At 65.3% G+C, this 17,558-nt stretch carries 18 protein-coding genes; 11 read left to right on the top strand and 7 right to left on the bottom strand.

Going from position 1 to position 17,558, the window contains the following annotated elements; translation table 11 throughout:
- Positions 1 to 25 precede the first annotated feature (25 nt).
- The 4 genes from minD to LV476_RS01505 all read left to right on the top strand — a co-directional run bounded on the left by minD (position 26) and on the right by LV476_RS01505 (position 2,225).
- On the top strand, positions 26 to 841 hold the full coding sequence (minD, locus tag LV476_RS01520) for a septum site-determining protein MinD (RefSeq protein WP_250072601.1): 816 nt from the start codon (positions 26 to 28) through the stop codon (positions 839 to 841).
- A 3-nt stretch (positions 842 to 844) separates the two neighbouring features.
- Complete coding sequence (minE, locus tag LV476_RS01515) at positions 845 to 1,132, top strand: cell division topological specificity factor MinE (RefSeq protein WP_250072599.1); 288 nt, start codon at positions 845 to 847, stop codon at positions 1,130 to 1,132.
- A gap of 142 nt (positions 1,133 to 1,274) precedes the next feature.
- Positions 1,275 to 1,796 (top strand): YeeE/YedE family protein, encoded by a 522-nt coding sequence (locus tag LV476_RS01510; RefSeq protein ID WP_250072597.1) that lies wholly within the window; start codon positions 1,275 to 1,277, stop codon positions 1,794 to 1,796.
- A gap of 3 nt (positions 1,797 to 1,799) precedes the next feature.
- The gene (locus LV476_RS01505; RefSeq protein ID WP_250072595.1) at positions 1,800 to 2,225 is read left to right on the top strand and encodes a DUF6691 family protein; all 426 of its coding nucleotides are present in this window, start codon (positions 1,800 to 1,802) and stop codon (positions 2,223 to 2,225) included.
- Positions 2,226 to 2,238: 13 nt separating this feature from the next.
- Here LV476_RS01505 and LV476_RS01500 read toward each other — a convergent pair whose 3' ends face one another.
- A complete protein-coding gene (locus LV476_RS01500; RefSeq protein WP_250072588.1) occupies positions 2,239 to 2,904 on the bottom strand; it encodes a glutathione S-transferase family protein in 666 nt (221 codons plus the stop codon).
- 92 nt (positions 2,905 to 2,996) lie between these two features.
- Between LV476_RS01500 and LV476_RS01495 the strand changes: the two genes are divergently transcribed.
- The 3 genes from LV476_RS01495 (at position 2,997) to LV476_RS01485 (ending at position 4,466) form a co-directional block, all read left to right on the top strand.
- Positions 2,997 to 3,425, top strand: a complete 429-nt coding sequence (locus LV476_RS01495; RefSeq protein ID WP_250072586.1) for an RNA-binding S4 domain-containing protein — start codon at positions 2,997 to 2,999, stop codon at positions 3,423 to 3,425.
- Between the two features lie 92 nt (positions 3,426 to 3,517).
- Positions 3,518 to 4,120 carry a nitroreductase family protein gene (locus LV476_RS01490; protein WP_250072585.1) on the top strand — a complete coding sequence of 201 codons (603 nt, stop codon included), beginning with the start codon at positions 3,518 to 3,520 and terminating at the stop codon, positions 4,118 to 4,120.
- 133 nt (positions 4,121 to 4,253) lie between these two features.
- Positions 4,254 to 4,466: a hypothetical protein gene (locus LV476_RS01485; protein ID WP_250072583.1), complete on the top strand. Its 213-nt coding sequence runs from the start codon at positions 4,254 to 4,256 to the stop codon at positions 4,464 to 4,466.
- Between the two features lie 88 nt (positions 4,467 to 4,554).
- Here the strand turns inward: LV476_RS01485 and mltF are convergent, their stop codons facing one another.
- Positions 4,555 to 5,949: a membrane-bound lytic murein transglycosylase MltF gene (gene mltF / locus LV476_RS01480; protein WP_434062806.1), complete on the bottom strand. Its 1,395-nt coding sequence runs from the start codon at positions 5,947 to 5,949 to the stop codon at positions 4,555 to 4,557.
- Between the two features lie 108 nt (positions 5,950 to 6,057).
- Here mltF and LV476_RS01475 point away from each other — a divergent pair, with 108 nt between their 5' ends.
- Positions 6,058 to 7,266, top strand: a complete 1,209-nt coding sequence (locus tag LV476_RS01475; protein WP_250072581.1) for an APC family permease — start codon at positions 6,058 to 6,060, stop codon at positions 7,264 to 7,266.
- A 584-nt stretch (positions 7,267 to 7,850) separates the two neighbouring features.
- Here the strand turns inward: LV476_RS01475 and LV476_RS01470 are convergent.
- The 4 genes from LV476_RS01470 to LV476_RS01455 form a co-directional block, all read right to left on the bottom strand.
- Positions 7,851 to 8,477: a phosphoribosyltransferase gene (locus LV476_RS01470; RefSeq protein ID WP_434062805.1), complete on the bottom strand. Its 627-nt coding sequence runs from the start codon at positions 8,475 to 8,477 to the stop codon at positions 7,851 to 7,853.
- A gap of 47 nt (positions 8,478 to 8,524) precedes the next feature.
- Entirely contained in the window at positions 8,525 to 8,866 is a 342-nt protein-coding gene (locus LV476_RS01465) for a zinc ribbon domain-containing protein YjdM (RefSeq protein WP_250072580.1), read from the bottom strand.
- Positions 8,867 to 8,948: 82 nt separating this feature from the next.
- Entirely contained in the window at positions 8,949 to 10,400 is a 1,452-nt protein-coding gene (locus LV476_RS01460; RefSeq protein WP_250072574.1) for an HDOD domain-containing protein, read from the bottom strand.
- Positions 10,401 to 10,511: 111 nt separating this feature from the next.
- Positions 10,512 to 11,465, bottom strand: coding sequence for a LysR family transcriptional regulator (locus LV476_RS01455; RefSeq protein WP_250072572.1), 954 nt, complete (start codon positions 11,463 to 11,465; stop codon positions 10,512 to 10,514).
- 441 nt (positions 11,466 to 11,906) lie between these two features.
- Here LV476_RS01455 and LV476_RS01450 point away from each other — a divergent pair, with 441 nt between their 5' ends.
- Positions 11,907 to 13,574 (top strand): proton-conducting transporter transmembrane domain-containing protein, encoded by a 1,668-nt coding sequence (locus LV476_RS01450; protein ID WP_250072570.1) that lies wholly within the window; start codon positions 11,907 to 11,909, stop codon positions 13,572 to 13,574.
- Between the two features lie 57 nt (positions 13,575 to 13,631).
- Entirely contained in the window at positions 13,632 to 16,103 is a 2,472-nt protein-coding gene (locus tag LV476_RS01445; RefSeq protein ID WP_250072569.1) for a YbcC family protein, read from the top strand.
- 101 nt (positions 16,104 to 16,204) lie between these two features.
- Here LV476_RS01445 and LV476_RS01440 read toward each other — a convergent pair whose 3' ends face one another.
- Positions 16,205 to 16,606 carry a hypothetical protein gene (locus LV476_RS01440; protein WP_250072568.1) on the bottom strand — a complete coding sequence of 134 codons (402 nt, stop codon included), beginning with the start codon at positions 16,604 to 16,606 and terminating at the stop codon, positions 16,205 to 16,207.
- A gap of 185 nt (positions 16,607 to 16,791) precedes the next feature.
- Here LV476_RS01440 and LV476_RS01435 point away from each other — a divergent pair, with 185 nt between their 5' ends.
- Positions 16,792 to 17,538 carry a carbonic anhydrase gene (locus LV476_RS01435; protein ID WP_250072567.1) on the top strand — a complete coding sequence of 249 codons (747 nt, stop codon included), beginning with the start codon at positions 16,792 to 16,794 and terminating at the stop codon, positions 17,536 to 17,538.
- Positions 17,539 to 17,558 lie beyond the last annotated feature (20 nt).

The following is a 17,558-nucleotide window of genomic DNA, read 5'->3' as shown; positions in this document are numbered from 1 at the left end:
TCTTTCGCGAGTAGGGAGACAATCCGTGTCCAAAGTCCTGGTGGTAACTTCCGGTAAGGGCGGCGTTGGCAAAACAACGACCAGTGCGGCCATTTCAAGCGGGCTGGCAATGGCCGGCAAGAAGACCGTCGTGATCGACTTCGATGTCGGTCTGCGCAACCTCGACCTGATCATGGGCGTCGAGCGACGGGTCGTCTACGACATCGTCAACGTCATCCACGGCGAGGCAGGCCTCAACCAGGCCCTGATCCGCCACAAGGAAGTGGACAACCTCTACGTGCTGCCCGCCTCCCAGACCAAGGACAAGGACGCGCTCACCGAGGAAGGCGTCGGCAAGGTGCTCGACGAGCTGCGCGAAGAAGGCTTCGAGTACATCGTCTGCGACTCGCCCGCCGGGATCGAGCGCGGCGCCCAGCTGGCGATGTACTACGCCGACGAGGCGATCGTGGTTTCCAATCCGGAAATTTCCTCGGTACGCGACTCCGACCGCATGCTCGGCATCCTGGCCAGCAAGTCGCGCCGTGCCAAGGAAGGCGAAACGGCCATCAAGGAACACCTGCTGATCACCCGCTACGCCCCGGATCGCGTCGGCACCGGCGAGATGCTCTCGGTGGAAGACATGATGGAAATCCTCGCCGTGCCGCTGCTCGGCGTGATTCCGGAATCCAACGCGGTGCTGCAGGCCTCCAACGCCGGCCGCCCGGTCATCCTCGACGATTCCACGGATGCCGGTCAGGCCTACGCCGATTCGTGCGCCCGTCTCCTCGGCGAGGATCGACCCATGCGTTTCATCGAGACCGAGAAGAAGTCGTTCCTCGGTCGCCTGTTCGGCCGGAGTTAAGCCATGGGACTGCTCGACATCTTCCGCACCCGATCGAACGAGCCCTCGGCCAAGATGGCCAAGGAGCGCCTGCAGATTCTCATCGCGCACGAGCGTGCCCAGGGGCAGCACCGAACCCCGAACTACCTCCCCGAGATGCAGAAGGAGATCCTCGAGGTAATCCGCAAGTACGTCCATGTCGAGGACGATGCGGTCAAGTTCGAGGTCGAGCACAACGAGCAGTTCGAACTGTTCGAGCTCAACATCACCCTGCCCGAGAAGCTCGAGGCAGGAGAGCGCGATTCGGACTGACCTCGGCCCGCTCCACCGCGCCAGCCACACCCCCGCCCAGCCGGGGGTGTTTCTCGTTATGGGCACAGAAAAACATCTGCTGGCGCCCATGCCGCATCCCCGTTAAGGTGCGGAATTTCCTCGACAAGCGGTACCCACGGAGATGATGGACCTGCTCGACACGCTGATCGATGCCTTCTTTGCGCCACTCTGGCCTCCGGTTCTGGCCGGCGCCCTAATCGCCCTGCTGGCCTTCGGACAGCGCTGGCTCGCGGACCAGCCCCTGTCCTGCTCGACCGGGTTCGCCAACCTCGCCACCTGGCTTCGCCCGGGGGCGCAACGCGATCGCGATGGCGACTGGCGGGTCGTCTTCCTGCTCGGCATCGTCCTTGGCGGCCTGCTCGCGGCACTCACCGACGGTGCACCGGCCTGGCAGGGTACTGCCGCCGAGTTCGGTCGCTTCTATTCGGCACTCGTACCCGACTCCAGTATCGGCTCGGCGGTCTGGTGGCTGGTCGGCGGCCTGATGATCGGGCTGGGCGCACGACTGGCCGGTGGCTGCACCTCCGGACACACCATCGCCGGCGTTGCCATGGGCGCGCCGGCCAGTATCGTCGCCTCGGCCGTCTTCTTTGCCGTCGCGGTAGGCAGCGCCCAGCTCGCCGCCTGGATGCTGGGGGTCTGAGCCATGATCAATCGACGCAACACGCTGTTCCTGGCCTTCGGCGTCGGCTTCGGCTTTCTGCTCAGCCGTGCCGGGGCAACCAGCCCGGCGATCATCAGCGAACTGCTGCTGTTCGACGACCTGCGACTGCTGTGGGTGATCGCCACCGCCGTTGCCCTGGGCGGTGCGCTCACCTGGCTCGCCTGGCGGCGGCAGTGGCGCGCAAGAAACACCGGCGAGCCGATCACCATCCAGCACAAACCGTTCAAGCGCGGTCTGATCGTCGGTGCGGTCCTGTTCGGGCTAGGCTGGGCGGCCACCGGCGTCTGCCCGGGCACGGCACTGGCGATGCTCGGCGAGGGCAAGTGGTTTGCCGCCTGGGTGGGCGCCGGCATCGTTCTCGGCGCCGGCATGGGCAGCTGGATCAATCAGCGCCTCGCCAGCCGCTGAGGCGCCCTCCTCCCTACTCGGGGAGATGCTGACGCGCGTACCAGCCGTTCTGTTTCCTGAGCATCATCGGGAACAACTCGTCGAAGCCCTCGGGCAACGAGTCGCGCACTACCGGCTCCTCGACCAGCCGCTCGGCCCAGCGCTTGACGGTCGGCACCGTGTCCCAGTCGAGAATCGACTCGGGCAGCGCGAACAGGCGCTGGAACAATGGTGCGAACGCGGCATCCACCAGGGAGAGCGTCGCGCCGGAGAAGAAAGGCGCCGGCGGCACCTTGGCCATCTGCCGTTCGAGGTGGCCGAACAGCTTGGTCAACTCCTGGCGCTTGGCCGTGCTTCCCGCCTCTTCCGGTGCGGTGATCGCCCCGAACATCGCGAACAGGCACGCCGAACCGAACTCGATCCACGCCCGCTGCTGGGCACGCTCGAGGGCATCGTCGGAGAGCATGCGCTCGCCGAAGGACTCGTCGAGAAATTCGTTGATCACGGCCGACTCGAACAGCACCGCACCATCGACCTTCAGTACCGGTACCTTGCCCAACGGTGAGATCTCATCGAACCAATCCGGCAGATCGTCCAGGCGGATGAAGGTGGTGTCGAACGGCACACCCTTGTGGTTGAGGGTAATCACCGAACGCTGGACGAAAGGACAGAGCTTGAAGCTGATCAGTTCGAGTTGCATGATGCCTCCACATCGAAACGATTCCACGGGCGCAAACCGCCCGACGAGACGTCAAGCCTATCCCAACGCCGCCCTGCAGTGTCACCAGCGACGTGAAAAAACGCCCCGAAAAAACCCGCGCTTCCACCGCATCGACTGCGTCCGACAGCCAGCGCCTTGATACCTGGCTCTGGGCCGCGCGTTTCTTCAAGACTCGCCAGCTCGCCTCGGCGGCGATCGACGGCGGCAAGATCGAGCTCAACGGCCAGACCGTGGGAAAGCGTGGCAAGTCGATCCGCCCGGGCGACCGCCTGACCATCGGCAAGGCTGGCATGCGCTTTGTCGTCGATGTCGAGGGGCTGAATCCCAAGCGTGGGCCCGCAAGCGAAGCCCAGGCGCTCTATCGCGAGACACCCGAGAGCGTCGAGCAACGACGCCTGGTCGCCGAGCAGCGCCGGGCCGAGCGCGAACTCAACCCCCACCACAAGCCAGCCAAGCAGGCCCGCGCCCTGCTGCGCGCCCTGCGCGGCAAGTCGTTCTGATGCTACCCCCACGCCCTTAGCGCGCCTCCGGCAGCCCGCCAACTGGGTGCCTATACTTCCCGTGCCAAACCACTCTGAACACGGGAGAAAGCATGCAAGTCAGCGAGGCGATTGAATCTCGACGTGCCATCAAGCAGTTCGATCCGGAGCACGAGTTGTCGGTAGCCGAGCAGGACCGACTGATCGAACTGGCAATGAAATCCCCCACCGCCTTCAATCTGCAGCACTGGCGTTTCGTCGTGGTGCGTGACCCCGCGCAGCGGCAGGCAATCCGTGAAGTGGCCTGGGACCAGTCGCAGGTAACCGACGCTTCCATGCTGGTTATCCTCTGCGGTCGTCGCGATGTATGGCAGCAAGATGCCCAGCGTGTCTGGCGCGGCGCTCCGGCCGAGGTGCGGGAAATGATGCATGGTGCCATCGACGCCTACTACCGCGACCAGCCGCAGGTCGAGCGCGACGAGGTGATGCGCAGCTGCGGCATCGCCGGGCAGACTCTGATGCTGGCTGCCCGTGAGATGGGGCTGGACTCCTGCCCCATGGACGGCTTCGATTTCGACGCCGTGGGGCGGGTCATCAACCTGCCTGACAACCACGTAATCAGTTTCATGGTCGCCATCGGCAAGAAGGCGGCCGACGTCTGGCCCCGTCCGGGCCAACTGGGGATCGACGAGGTCCGATTCGTCGATCAATTTTGAAACTTGTCCCTTTCCGGCGCCTCAAAAGGGCCGAGGATGCGATGGAAGCCCACCGGACGCTCACCCATCGCATCGATGTTTGGAAAATCCGTGCCGGATCGATCCGGCCAAACGACGAGAAGGAGAGCAGACAATGACTGCCAGAAACGCACTTATCGCGCTGATGATGGCCCTCGGGCTGACCCTGGCCGGCTGTTCCGACAACGACGGCCCGGCCGAGGAAGCCGGCGAGCAGATCGACCAAACCATGGAAGAGGCCGGTGACGAAATGGAAGAGGCCACCGACGAGATGGGTGGCGAAGCCGAGGAGATGGGCGATTCCGCCGAGGAATCCACCGACTACTGATCGCCCGGCTGTCCCGACAGCCCAGCATGGTTCAAGGCCCCGTCGACCGGGGCCTTTTACGTTGTGGGAATTGCATCGGGGACGACGGTCAGTCGGAATCCAGTGCCCGCGCGATCACGTCGCGGTAGTTGCGGATGCGCTGCACGTAGTGAACCGGCTCATAACCGCGCGCGTAGCCGTACTTGGTCTTCGGGTAGTAGCGCTTATCGGCCTTGAGCGGCAGCACCTCGCGCATGTCGCTCCAGGAGTCCGGATCGCGACCCAGCTCACGGGCGAGTTTGCGGGCATCCAGCACGTGCGCCCGACCAATGTTGTAGCTCGCAAGCGCCAGATAGGTCCGGTCGGGTTCGGGGATGTCCTCCGGCAGACGCTCGAGGCGGTCGGCAAGGTAACGCGCACCACCCATGATCGACTCGCTCGGATCAAGCCGATCCGCAACGCCGAGGGACTCGGCCGTCGGCCGGGTGAGCATCATCATCCCTCGCACCCCGGTCGGCGAGGTCGCCAGGGGGTCCCAGTGAGATTCCTGGTAGGCCATTGCCGCCAGCAGATCCACCGGCAACCCGGTGGTCTCGCCGGCCCGCTCGAATTCGTCCAGGTAACGGGGCAGGCGTTCGTCCAGACGGCGGTTGAGTGCCCTGAGATCGACGAAGTCGAACTCGCCGATATAGGCGTAATACTGTTCGCGCATCGCGGCGACGGCCGTCAGCCCTTCGCCGGTTGAGCGCCAGCTCCGGGTCGCCTTGGCCAGATCGCCCTGCGACGCCGCCGCGTACCAGCCGATCGCCTCCGGTTCCGCCAGATCAAACGCCACCTCGAGGTGCGGCCAGTGACGCCGCACGACCTGCACGATGGTCGAATCGGCCACCGTGCAACCGATATCCCGTTCGGCCACCCGGGTGAGCAGCACCTCGGTGCTGACGTCGGGATGGGTCTCGAAGCCCAGTCCCTCCACGTCCTCGGCCAGGGATTCCAGTCGACTGACGTAGCTCGAATCGCCGGTGACATGAAGATCGACGCCGGCCAGCTCCTCGACCGTATCCGGCAGCGGACGATCCTCACGGTGGCAGACGACCTGCTGCACCACCTCGCCGTGCGTGAGCCCTTTGCGGAAACGCTCGTCGCGTGCCGGCAGGTGGGTCAACCCAGCGGCCGCGAGGTGCGCGTCGCCGCGCTCCAGGGCGGCGAGTACGGCCGCGGTGGAATCATGTACCTGCCAGTCAACGGTCCAGCCCTTCGACTCGGCAAAGGCCTCGACCAGGTCATGTTCCGGCCCCGCCGATGCCTTGTCGGGACCCACATACCAGGTCGTCGGGCCATTGCGGGTGGCCACGACCAGCACACCCTCCTCTTCCGGGGGTGCCGCGCCGGCTACCGGGCCTTGATCGCAACCAGACAGAACAAGCGGGAGGGAGAGGAAAACGGGAAACAGGTGACGAAACATAGAGTCGGTCGATGCGGGTTCGCATTCAGGATAGTACATATAGCCTCTGGCCCCTCATCGGCCGATGGCTACACTGGCACCATGAATCGGTCACGTCGCCATCGATCCTCGCAGCCGCCGAAGGGTCTGCCCGCCCCAAGGCAGGCGATGCTGCAACGCGAACTGGGGCCGGTGCTGCTGACGCTCTACGGGCTGGGCACCATCCTCGGCGCGGGAATCTACGTGGTCATCGGCGAGGTTGCCGGTGCCGCCGGCGTGCTTACGCCGCTCGCCTTCGTGCTCGCCGCACTGGTCGCCTCGCTGACCGCCCTGTCGTTCAGCGAACTGACCGCACGCATCCCCGATGCGGGCGGACCGATCGACTATGCGCGGGAGGCCTTCGGCCGGCGCCGGCTATGCATCGCGATCGGCTGGGGGCTCACGGCCACCGGCGTGGTTTCGGCAGCAACCATCCTCACCGGCTTCGAACGCTACGCCTCGCTGTTCATCGATGTCCCGGCCATGCTCACGATCGCGCTGGTCACCCTGGCGCTGGGTGGCGTGGCCATTGCCGGGATGCGCGAAAGCGCCTGGTTCATGGCGGTGACGACGCTGCTGGGGATCGGCGGGCTCGCCTACGTGGTCTGGGTGGCGGCCCCATCGATGGGCGACGCGCCGATCACGCTCGCAACCAGCCTCGCCGACCTCGAGGCCGGCCTGTTGCTCGGCCTGTTCCTGGGCGCGTTCCTCGCCTTCTACTCGTTCATCGGCTTCGAGGACATGGCAAACCTCGCCGAGGAGGTGCGGGACGTCAAACGCAATCTGCCACGCGCGATCATCGCCGCGGTCATCATCTCGCTGGTGATCTACGCCCTGGTCGCCGTGGCGGCCACCAGTGTGCTCTCCCCCGACGATCTCGCTCTGGCACATGCACCGCTGGTCGCGGTGGTCGAGGCACGAGGCCATCCGGGCGAACCGCTCGGCCTGATCAGCCTGTTCATCATCGTCAACGGCGCGCTCGGGCAGATCATCATGGCCACCCGCCTGGTCATGGACATGGGCCGCGACCGCCGTGGAGCACCGTCGATCCTCGGCCGGGTCCATCCACGCACGCACACCCCGGTGATCGCCACGGTGCTGATTACCGGCACGGTCCTGCTGCTCGCCCTGTTCCTGCCGCTCAAGACGCTCGCCAACCTGACCAGCGCCATCATGCTGGCCGTCTTCGTCACCGTGAACGCCTCGCTGATCTTGCTCAAACGCCGCGGCCAGCCGGAGGACGTACCCAACGTCCCGCGCCTAGTCCCGTGGCTCGGGCTTGCCCTCTCGGCCGGGGCGTTGATCGCTCAGGGGGCTATTATCGGGCTAGGTGAATGATCAGGACCGACTCAACGGCAGGAAGACACACCAAATGAGAGCGTGCCTGTTGATTGCTCTTATCAGCGCGACCCTGTCCGGCTGCGCCCATGTCTCGCGAATCGACGTCGGTCCCCTTACCGCTTTCGGGGAACCCCCCGGGCAGACCGACACGCAGCTCTACTACCTTATCCGGCTGGACGCGCGCGGCCTCCCCTCGGGCAAGCTACCGCCACTTGCTTTACAGCTGTCGAAGACCAAAAGTCCGGTACCGGTGGACGCACTGACCCCCGACCTTGCAGCCCAGTATCTGCCTCGCTTCGTCCCACCGCCACAGTGGCCGGATACCTGGAAGAGCAAGGCCCGTGAGCACCCAAGTTTCCAGGGCGGGGGGTTCTACATAGGCTTCGATGACTCGGGACTCGGCTTCGTGAGCCTCTGCTCACATTGTCACGGAGGACGGCAGGAGCCCGCCCTCTGCTCTGCAGATGGGAGCGTCTGTCACGTGCTTCCGCTGACGCGAGAACAACTTCGGGAACTGACCGGCCCTCCCGATCGCATAAGGAAAGTGCGCGAGGTCACCTACTGACCCGTCTGCTCTGTGATCATTCCCCGCCCAATGACAGGTCATGGAAATAGAGCACCCGGTCAATCTCGGCCTCGCTCAACTCAAGGCCATGCAGGTCCTTGAGGCGCGCCAAGGCCTCCTCCCGGGTGGCCGACCGCGGATGGATCTCGCGCAGGAACTGGCCCACATCCTCGACCACCGCCCAGGGGTAGAGGATCCAGCGCCACTCGTCGATCGTCTCGGCGACGAAATCGGCGCGGCAGGCGGTGTTGGCCTTCTCGTGCAGCACGGCGGTGCGGATGGCTGCCGGTTCGAGCCCCTCTAGATAGGGACGCGCGGCCTCGAGCGTCTCGCCGCTGTCGTTGACGTCGTCCACCAGCAGCACGCTCGCGCCGCGGATCGAGCTGCCTAGTGGCTCGGTCACCTCGGCGCGCGGCTGGGCCTGCGCCCCGGCACCATAGTGCTGGATCTTGAGGCTCAAGAGTCGTGAGATGCCGAGGAAATCGCAGACGAAACGGGCCGGCATGAACCCGCCTCGGGCCACGGCAATCACCGTGTCGGGTTCGAAGCCGCTCTCGCGGACCCGGCGCGCCAACTGGTCGCTGGCACGGACCACGGCCTCGACGGATATCTTCTGGACCGGCATTGCCTCGCGTCGACTCATCCTTTCCTCCCTGTCGCTACGGGCTCACGTACCTGCGAACGGACGGCCTAGGCCTTCTTGACGAACTCGGACTTGAGCTTCATCGCCCCGATCCCATCGATCTTGCAGTCGATGTCATGGTCGCCGTCGACCAGGCGGATGTTCTTCACCTTGGTGCCCACCTTGACCACCGACGAGGAGCCCTTGACCTTCAGATCCTTGATCACGGTCACGGTATCGCCGTCGGTCAGCGGGTTGCCATTCGCATCGCGCACCGTCGGCTCGCCGGCATCCGCGGCTGCGTCCGCCTCGCCGGACCACTCGTGTCCGCATTCCGGGCAGACGAACAGCGTGCCGTCATGATAGGTGAAGGCCGAATCACATTCGGGGCAGCGAGGCAGGTCTGTCATCGAAGGGGTCCTGGTCGGTGAAAACGACATGGTAACCCGGACCACACCGCCGACACGCCCGCCTCGGCGGGCAACCACTCTCCTAGCGCCGCGAACGCGACTTGATCGCCAGCGCAGCCTGGTTGCGCAGGGTGCGCAGGCTGTTGACGTTGCCCTCGGTGAATACCGACCGTCGGCCCTCGAGGTAGAAGACGCCGAACGGCGCGCGGTTGACCTGCAGCGGGTAGATCATGGCCACGTCGGCCGCCCCGCCGAACTGCCAGCCGAGGATATCGTCGCCGGCCTGTTTCGGCCGCGTGATATTGCGGTCTTCCCCCGTCTGGAACAGTTGGGCCAGACGGCTGTTGTGGGACAGCGAAACTGTCATTTCCCCCTTGTGGCGGGCGTAGAGGGGCCCACCACCCATGCGCGGATCCAGCTTCCAGGCCTTGCGATCCAGCATGAAGAGTACGGCCAGGTCGAGATCCAGCCCCTCGCGCATGGCCTCCAGCATTCGACCGAACAGGTCGGCGAGCGCGTAATCGTCGGTGAGATCCTGCGTTGTCTGCTCGATGCACCGTATGAGCCGCTCCGAGCGTTCCTCGGGCTCCTCGTCCGCCGCCGCGAAGTCGGCCGGCATCGGCGTATCCTCGTCGGCCTCGAGACGCTGCAGGAAGGCGGGACGTCCGTCCGAATGGCTCAGCAGTTCCTCGTAACCGAGCATGTGCTCACGGGCGCTGGCAGATGCCTGCTCGAATACCTGAGGGCCGATGTCGCAGCGACGCGCCAGCTCGAGCGTGTCGCGCCGGATTGCCTCGGCCGACTCGCCCCGGGCGATCACCTCGCCACTCTCGCGCGCCAGCTGCGCCATCCGCAGGGCCCGGGCCTCCGGCGTCAGGCGGGTGATCTTGCCCGAGGCGCGCGCTGTGGTCAGAAAACGGCGCGCCGATTCGGGCAGGCCCCACTGGCGACAGACGTCGCGGGCGAGTGCCGCCGGCAGCACGCCCACGACCTTCTGGATCGCCGTGTCCTCGTCCATGCCCTCCTCGCGACGAGCCCGCTCGATCTCGGCGATATGCTCCGGCGCGTGCCGGTAGACGAGCAGCGCACCGAAGTCTTGGAAGAGCGCGCAGAGGAACATCTCCTCGGCTGAGAGACCACCAAGTTCGCGCGCCAGGTCCTGGGCGAGAAATGCCTGGTAGAGCGCCTGCAGGAAGCGGCTCTGCAGCACCCGGCTGTGTTCACGGCTCTCGATCTGCTCGAACAGCGACAGCGCCAGGGCGGCCAGACGCACTTCCTCGAAGCCGAGCACCGTCACCGCCCGGGTCACCGTATTGATCTGCCCACCGAGGTGGCGGAAGTGTGCCGCGTTCGCCAGACGCAGGATGCGATGGGTGAGCGCCGGGTCGCGCAGGATCAGCGCGGAGAGATCGTTGGCCGAAGCAAGTTCGTCGTCCGTGATCCGATACGCTTCCTGCACCGTGCGCGCGAAGGCCGGGAAATCCGGATTCTGGACAATCCGTTTGATCAGGGTGGAGCGGAAGCTTTCTTTCACGTCTGGGGCGAGATCCCGGTGCATGCGTTTGGCGGGCGAGACTTTATCACGAGGGCGGCACCGAATGACGCCAGCGGCGCGCACCATCCTGCCCTCTGTAGTCGGCATCGGTCAGCCGATCTTGAGATAGTCCCCGCCGTGCTCCTTGAGAAAGGCGAGAAACTCGCGAGCGATGACGGACAGCGACTTGCCGCGCGGGTAGACGATGTTCCAGTAACGCTCCAGCGGAAAGCCCTCTACATCGAGCTTCACCAGCGGACCGGCCTCGCTCTCCAGGTTCAGGGCATGCTCCGAGACGATCGAGATGCCCAGCTGTCCGACCACGGCATGCTTGATCGACTCGTTGCCCTCCAGCACCAGCCGCTGCTTGAGGCGCAGGCCGTGCTGAGCGAAATGCTCCTCGACCTTGTGACGGATGCCGGAGCCGGGCTCGCGCATGATGAACGGCTCCTCGGCGATGCGCTCCAGGGGAATGGCACGTTCGCGGGCCAGCGGATGATCACGGTGCGCGATCACCACCAGCGGGTTGGGCGCGAAGGGGATCAGTTCGAGATCGAGCCCGCTGTCGGGCACGTGACCGATGATGTAAAGGTCGGAGAGGTTGTCCTCGATGCGCTTCAGAAGCGTATCCCGGTTGGAGACCTTCAGCTCCATGTCGATATCCGGAAACTGCTTCGCAAAATCGCCCATCGCCAGTGGCGCGAAGTACTTGGCGGTGGTGATCACCGACAGTCTCAGCCGGCCCTTCTTCAGCCCCTTGAGATCGTTGAGCGACATCTCGAGGTTCGACAGCGAATCGATGACGTCGCGACAGCCACGCGCGACCAGGCTTCCCGCGTCGGTGAGGTAGATCTTGCGCCCGATCTGCTCGAACAGCGGCATGCCGACCGTCTCCGAGAGGCTCTTTACCTGGGCCGACACCGTCGGCTGGGTGAGAAACAGCTCCTCGGCCGCCCGCGTGAAGCTCCCCAGTCGCGCGACCGCCTCGACGATTTCGATCTGCCGCAACGTCGCATGCCGCAGGAGATAGCGCGCTTCCGTCTGTCGTGAGTCCTCAACCATCATGCCTCCCCGAACCATTCTCTTGCTCTTGCATAGAGTAGATACTATGCAACACCCCGGCGAATGACGATCCGACCGCTGCCTTGCCGGCGTGTTGGCCGCAGGAAAACCGGTTTGTGGTGACGGCCGATCACATCCATTGCATTGGAATTTCCTGGGTTATGCATTTATTCAGACCTATGCATTGACCACGACCGGCCATTCCATTGGCTTTACCCCATGGATCTGCCGGGCCCCGTCGTGGCGCGATTTCCCGGTCATTCCACCCAGGCGAACGCCTCTGCATTGGGCGGGAAACGCCCGCGCCTCACCAACCATAGACTTTTATCAATAGGACTCTTCGGGAATTCGTATTGGTGATCACTCCCAGTCGTCACTACGGTGCGTTTCACCGGCGGGACCGCGCCTTGCGGTTCCGGTCAACAGAATTACCGGAGGGACACCATGGACATGTTCACCAACTGGCCGATTGCGGGCACCTTGCTCTTGCTCATGCCACTGTTGCTGCTCGCGACAGCAATCCCGGCGCCGAAAGCGGGCGTCGCGGCGGCTCGGGCGTATCGCCAGCGCGTGCGTTCAGCAGCAGTCATTGCACTGTCGCTGGCGCTCGCCGCCGTGGTCGCCTATCTGACCGGTAGCCGCGAGGGCCTGACCGTCGCCGCCCTCCCCCTGCCGGGCGGCTTCGGTGCGCTCGCCCTGTCGATCCAGGTCGACCAGCTCACCCTCGCGCTGGCCGTGTTGGTCGCCCTGGTCGTGACCCTGATCGCCCGCTACAGCGAGCAGTATCTTGATGGCGACCCGCAACAGGCACGCTTCTTCCGCCTGCTCGCACTGACCGCCGGTTTCTTTCTGCTGGTCGTGATCGCCGGCAATCTCGGCCTGTTCACCCTCGGCATCTTCCTGACCGGCTTCTCGCTGCACAAGCTGCTGCTGTTCTACCCGGACCGCCCGCGTGCGGTGATGGCGACCCACAAGAAGTCGCTATTCAGCCGCACCGCGGATGCCTGCCTGGTCGGCGCCACCCTGCTGATCGGCCACCAGGTCGGCAGCCTGCAGTTCGACGCGATCGCCAGCTGGGCGAACAGCCAGGAGAACGGCATGCCGCTGGGCATGCATGCCGCGGCGTTCCTGATCGTCCTCGCGGCGATCCTCAAGAGCGCACAGTTCCCGTTCCACGGCTGGCTGCTGCAGGTCATGGAGGCGCCGACGCCGGTATCCGCGCTGATGCACGCCGGCATCGTGTACAGCGGCGCGATCATCGTGCTGCGCACCAGCGAGTTCCTGCTCGCGCAGGGAAGCGCCCTCTATCTGCTGGCCATCGTCGGCCTGGCCACGCTGGTGATCGCATCCTTGGTCATGCTCACACAGACAGCGGTGAAGTCGTCGCTGGCCTGGTCGACCACTGGCCAGCTCGGTTTCATGCTGCTCGAACTGGGTCTGGGCCTGTTCGCCCTGGGTCTGCTGCACCTGGTCGGCCACTCGCTCTACAAGGCGCACGCCTTCCTCGCCGCCGGCAGCATTCCGGATCAGCTGCGCCAGCCGAAGCCAGCCGCCCGTCGGCGCGTCGGCATCGGCACCTGGCTGATGACGATGGTCGCCTCGCTTGGGCTGACCGCGGCCCTGGCCGCCGCTCTGGGCATGCACATCGCCGAGGAGCCAGCCCTGATCGCCCTGATCGCGATCGTCGCCCTGGCCGTGGCGCAGCTGGTGCTCAAGGCGATCGCCCTCGCCCCGACAGGCGCAGGCGTGGCCCGGGCCTCGGCACTGGCTGCCGGCATGGCCGTGATCTATTTCGTCCTGCACGAGGCGTTCATGACCCTGTTCGGCCCGACCGTGGCAGCGATTCCGGACAGCCTGACGCCGGCCTATGGCCTGATGCTCGCCCTGACGATCGCAAGCTTCCTGTTGCTGGCCTGGCTGCAGGGACCCGGGCGCGAGCACTTCAACGGCACGGGCCGCAAGGGGCTGTTCGTGCACCTCTACAACGGGCTTTACGTCGACCTGCTGGTCGAGCGCGCCTCACACCGCCTGTGGCCGCACAAGGTCGGCCAGCACCGGTCGCGACACGCTCGCCTCGAGGCGCACATGTCCGTTACCAGCACGCAAAGCTGATACGCAATCCTTACTCGTAACCCTCAAGGGCCGGTCACATCCGGGGAGGACCCTGCCATGACACAGGCAACCCAAGTACAACCTGTCACCAACCAGACGACGTCCGGGCTCGGCCATCTCGATGTCGAGCAGGTGCGCCAACTGGCCGATGCTGCCGGGCGCAAGATCGCCCCGCTCTGGCCGCTGGATTCGTTCGTCGCGGTCAATCCCTACCTCGGCCTGATCGACCAGTCGTTCACCCAGGCCAGCGGCTATCTGGGCGCGATCGCCGGCGAGCGCACGGTCATGGATCACGAGTGGTACGCCGCACAATGGCGTGACGGTCGCCTGACCCGCGAGCACATCGAGCGGGCCGTCGAGCACCTGGGCCGTCCGGTAGCCGTGGAGACCGTCATCGACGCGCTCGAGTCACCGGGCTCGCGAATCACCCCGGTGCCCATGCTCGTCGAGGCGCTCGACCGCCCCGGTGCGGCGCCGATCTCGATCTTCGTCGTCGACCAGATCAGCCACTTCCTTGCCGCACACTTCGACCGCGGCCAGGCGATCTGGAGTGCGCCCGACGAGGATGCCGCACTGTTCACCGCCTGGCGCGAGTACACCCTGATCGACCGCAGCGCGCAGGCGGCCGGACTGGGCAAGGCGCGCCGCTACCTGCGTGACGTGCCCACCGATCCGATCGAGGCGATCGCGTGGGCGATCGAGACCTTGAAGCTGCCCGAATCGGTGCACGCGGACTACCTATTCGCCGCGCTGAAGTCGATCAACGGCTGGGCCGCCTACTGCCGTTACCGTCAGTGGGGTGCAGAGCTCAACGGCGGGCGCTGCGACGACCTGACAGACCTGCTCGCCGTGCGACTGGTCTGGGAGGCGCTGGCGCTCGAGGCCACCGACGGCAGCGACGCGATCCGACGCGAATGGCAGAGGGAGATCGAACGCCACCACGAGGCGATCGCCGCCGCCGAGAACGAGGCGCTTATCGACGAGGTGATGCTCACGGCCACCGAGATCGCCTTCCGTGACCCGGTCGTCCGTCATTTCCGCACGGCCGACGAGGGCCGTGACGCCACCGCGGGTCGCCCGCCGGTCCAGGCGGCCTTCTGCATCGACGTGCGCTCGGAGGTCTTTCGTCGCCACCTGGAAACGAGCTTCCCCGGCGCGCAGACCATCGGCTTCGCCGGCTTCTTCGGCGTGCCGCTGGCCTACAGCCGTCTGGGTGAGTCCAAGTGCCGCACGCACACACCGGTACTGCTCAACCCGGGCGTCGAGGTCGCCGATCGTGTCGAGGGTAACGAGGATCTCGCCACGCGCCGCGAGAAGCGTATCGGCGCGGGCCTGTCGTGGAAGCAGTTCAAGCTCTCCGCGGCATCCTGTTTTACTTTCGTCGAGTCGGCCGGCCTGTCCTACCTGCCCAAGCTGATCGGCGACACCCTCGGCTGGCATACCCCGGCCCCACCGCCGGATGAAGCCGGGCTGACCGATGAGGAACGCGCACAGGTGCACCCGAGCCTCGCCGGCAGCCCGTCGCTCGGACAGCGGACCGACATGGCCGAGGGCATCCTGCGCGGGCTGGGCCTGACCGGCGATATCGCGCCGATCGTGGTGTTGGCCGGGCATGGCAGCACGACCACCAACAACCCGCATCGGGCCGGGCTGGACTGTGGTGCCTGCGCCGGACAGACCGGCGAAGTCAGCGCCCGGGTGGCCGCCGACCTGCTCAACGATCCGGCGATCCGGCCGGGGTTGGCCGAGCGTGGCATCGAGCTCCCCGAGGACACGCGCTTCGTTGCCGCACTGCACGACACCACCACGGACGAGGTCGACCTGCTCGACATTACCGAGGGGTCCGTGGAGCGGGCGCGACTCGACGAGCTGCGTCAGGCATTGGTCCAGGCGGGCGATCTCACCCGGCTGGAACGACTGGTGACCCTGCGGGAGCAACCGAGCGACCGTGAGGCAGCCCGCAAGGCCGCCAACCATCGTGGACGGGACTGGTCCGAGGTGCGCCCCGAGTGGGGGCTGGCCGGCAACGCGGCCTTCATCGCCGCCCCGCGCGAGCGCACCCGCGACCTGGATCTCGGCGGCCGGTCATTCCTGCACGACTACGACTGGCGTCAGGACGAGGGCTTCGGCGTGCTCAACCTCATCCTGACCGCACCGCTGGTCGTCGCCAGCTGGATCAACCTGCAGTACTACGGCTCAACCGTGGACAACGAGCGCCAGGGATCGGGCAACAAGGTGCTGCACAACGTGGTCGGCGGGCTCGTTGGCGTGCTCGAAGGCAACGGCGGCGACCTGCGCGTCGGCCTGTCGATGCAGTCACTGCACGACGGCGAGAACTGGCGGCACGAGCCGTTGCGCCTGTCGGCATTTATCGAGGCGCCCGCAAAGGCAATAGACGAGATCATCGCCGGCAACGAGACCCTGCAGCACCTGATCGACAACCGCTGGATCACCCTACTGCGGATTGCCGACGACGGCGAGGTACAGCGCCGCCGCGCGCATGGCGATTGGGTAGCAGAAGCCGGCTGACGTGCTTTTTCAACCCCGTAAACGACGAACGGCGCGGACTCCTCCGCGCCGTTTTTTGTTGATCATCTGTCAGCCAAGCTTGGGCCGGGCTCGGGCCGGCCTCAGTCGGCCACGCTGCCACGCACCGGCGCCGAGATGAACCGCAGCCAAACCAGTCGCCACGTCAGCGGCTCTCGTCGATTCCAGGGAAAGAGCGAAACCAGTCGCGCCATGGTGCAGTAGCCCACCAGCACCTGGGCCCAGGTGCCAATCATGGGAATCCAGAACAGCCACCGCATGGGTTCGGGCAGCGCGACCAACAGCAGAAGCAGATAGAAAAACCGCACCTGTACCGGAAAGGCGGTCAGGCGATCCGCCCTCACCACGAAGTGCGACAGGTTGATCACGGTCAGACCGACTGCCAGGAACAATCCCAGCGGGTCAACCAGAACCCCGTAGGTCAACAGCACGGCCGTCACCAGCCAGTACCACCAACCGACGTCCTTCACCTCCAGCATCAGCATCGTCACGCTCCTTGTCATGGATTCCGAGTGTCGTGGCCGAGCATAGCCGCCTTTTCATTAGCCGTCTATGTATGCAGTGGCCAACCCGAAAACATCCTTTTTCTATGCTCTTGGGAACTAGTAGCATTGCTACCTTGTCGCACCGATCGCCCATCAACCAGAAACCAAGAAACAAGGAGACCCTGATGCGCATTGCTCCCAGAACCCTCGCCGTACTGGTCACGGCATTCGGCTTTTCCCAGCACGCCTTGGCGGCCGACACGCCGCACTGGAGTTATGAGGGCGACACCGGCCCGGCGAAATGGGAAACCCTGGATGCGTCCTTCGAGACCTGCGGCGAGGGCGTAAACCAGTCGCCGGTCGACCTGCGCAACCCGGTATCCGCCGACCAGAAGGCTCCGGTCTTCGACTACAGCGCTGGCGGCACTAACGTCGTCAACAATGGTCATGCCGTCCAGGTCGATTACCAGAAAGGCAGCACCCTGACGATCGACGGCCGGGACTACCAGCTCAAGCAGTTCCACTTCCATGCCCCGAGCGAGCACACCATCGATGGTGAACATTTCCCGCTGGAGGCGCATTTTGTCCACGCCGATCCTGACGGCAACCTGGCCGTAGTGGCCGTGCTCTTCAAGAAAGGGGACACCAACGAGGCACTCGAGTCGCTGGTAGAGAAGCTCCCCGGCTCGGCGGGCGACGAGGTACAGCTGGATACCGCTTTCGATGCCGCCACGCTGCTGCCCAGCGAGGGCGAGCATTACCGCTACAACGGCTCGCTGACCACGCCGCCCTGCACCGAGGGGGTTCGCTGGGTGGTCATGCAGCAGCACCCCTCTCTGTCCGAGAAGCAGATCAAGGCGTTCGAGAAAGCGATCGGTATGGACAACAATCGCCCGGTACAACCGGTCAATGCCCGCATGCTGATCGACTGATTGAATCCGTGCACAGGCCC

Origin of the sequence: Guyparkeria hydrothermalis, from assembly GCF_023555385.1 — a bacterium.
Classification (GTDB): Bacteria; Pseudomonadota; Gammaproteobacteria; order Halothiobacillales; family Halothiobacillaceae; genus Guyparkeria; species Guyparkeria hydrothermalis_A.
Note: the sequence above shows the minus strand (reverse complement) of the source record. Positions and strands in the feature narration are given on the sequence as shown.

What these genes read in the sequence shown, in the direction of transcription:
- minE (WP_250072599.1), top strand. Translation starts at nt 845, where the DNA reads ATGGGACTGCTCGACATCTTCCGCACCCGATCGAACGAGCCCTCGGCC.
- LV476_RS01510 (WP_250072597.1), top strand. Translation starts at nt 1,275, where the DNA reads ATGATGGACCTGCTCGACACGCTGATCGATGCCTTCTTTGCGCCACTC.
- LV476_RS01505 (WP_250072595.1), top strand. Translation starts at nt 1,800, where the DNA reads ATGATCAATCGACGCAACACGCTGTTCCTGGCCTTCGGCGTCGGCTTC.
- LV476_RS01500 (WP_250072588.1), bottom strand. Translation starts at nt 2,904, where the DNA reads ATGCAACTCGAACTGATCAGCTTCAAGCTCTGTCCTTTCGTCCAGCGT.
- LV476_RS01490 (WP_250072585.1), top strand. Translation starts at nt 3,518, where the DNA reads ATGCAAGTCAGCGAGGCGATTGAATCTCGACGTGCCATCAAGCAGTTC.
- LV476_RS01485 (WP_250072583.1), top strand. Translation starts at nt 4,254, where the DNA reads ATGACTGCCAGAAACGCACTTATCGCGCTGATGATGGCCCTCGGGCTG.
- mltF (WP_434062806.1), bottom strand. Translation starts at nt 5,949, where the DNA reads ATGTACTATCCTGAATGCGAACCCGCATCGACCGACTCTATGTTTCGT.
- LV476_RS01475 (WP_250072581.1), top strand. Translation starts at nt 6,058, where the DNA reads ATGCTGCAACGCGAACTGGGGCCGGTGCTGCTGACGCTCTACGGGCTG.
- LV476_RS01470 (WP_434062805.1), bottom strand. Translation starts at nt 8,477, where the DNA reads ATGAGTCGACGCGAGGCAATGCCGGTCCAGAAGATATCCGTCGAGGCC.
- LV476_RS01465 (WP_250072580.1), bottom strand. Translation starts at nt 8,866, where the DNA reads ATGACAGACCTGCCTCGCTGCCCCGAATGTGATTCGGCCTTCACCTAT.
- LV476_RS01455 (WP_250072572.1), bottom strand. Translation starts at nt 11,465, where the DNA reads ATGATGGTTGAGGACTCACGACAGACGGAAGCGCGCTATCTCCTGCGG.
- LV476_RS01450 (WP_250072570.1), top strand. Translation starts at nt 11,907, where the DNA reads ATGGACATGTTCACCAACTGGCCGATTGCGGGCACCTTGCTCTTGCTC.
- LV476_RS01445 (WP_250072569.1), top strand. Translation starts at nt 13,632, where the DNA reads ATGACACAGGCAACCCAAGTACAACCTGTCACCAACCAGACGACGTCC.
- LV476_RS01440 (WP_250072568.1), bottom strand. Translation starts at nt 16,606, where the DNA reads ATGCTGATGCTGGAGGTGAAGGACGTCGGTTGGTGGTACTGGCTGGTG.
- LV476_RS01435 (WP_250072567.1), top strand. Translation starts at nt 16,792, where the DNA reads ATGCGCATTGCTCCCAGAACCCTCGCCGTACTGGTCACGGCATTCGGC.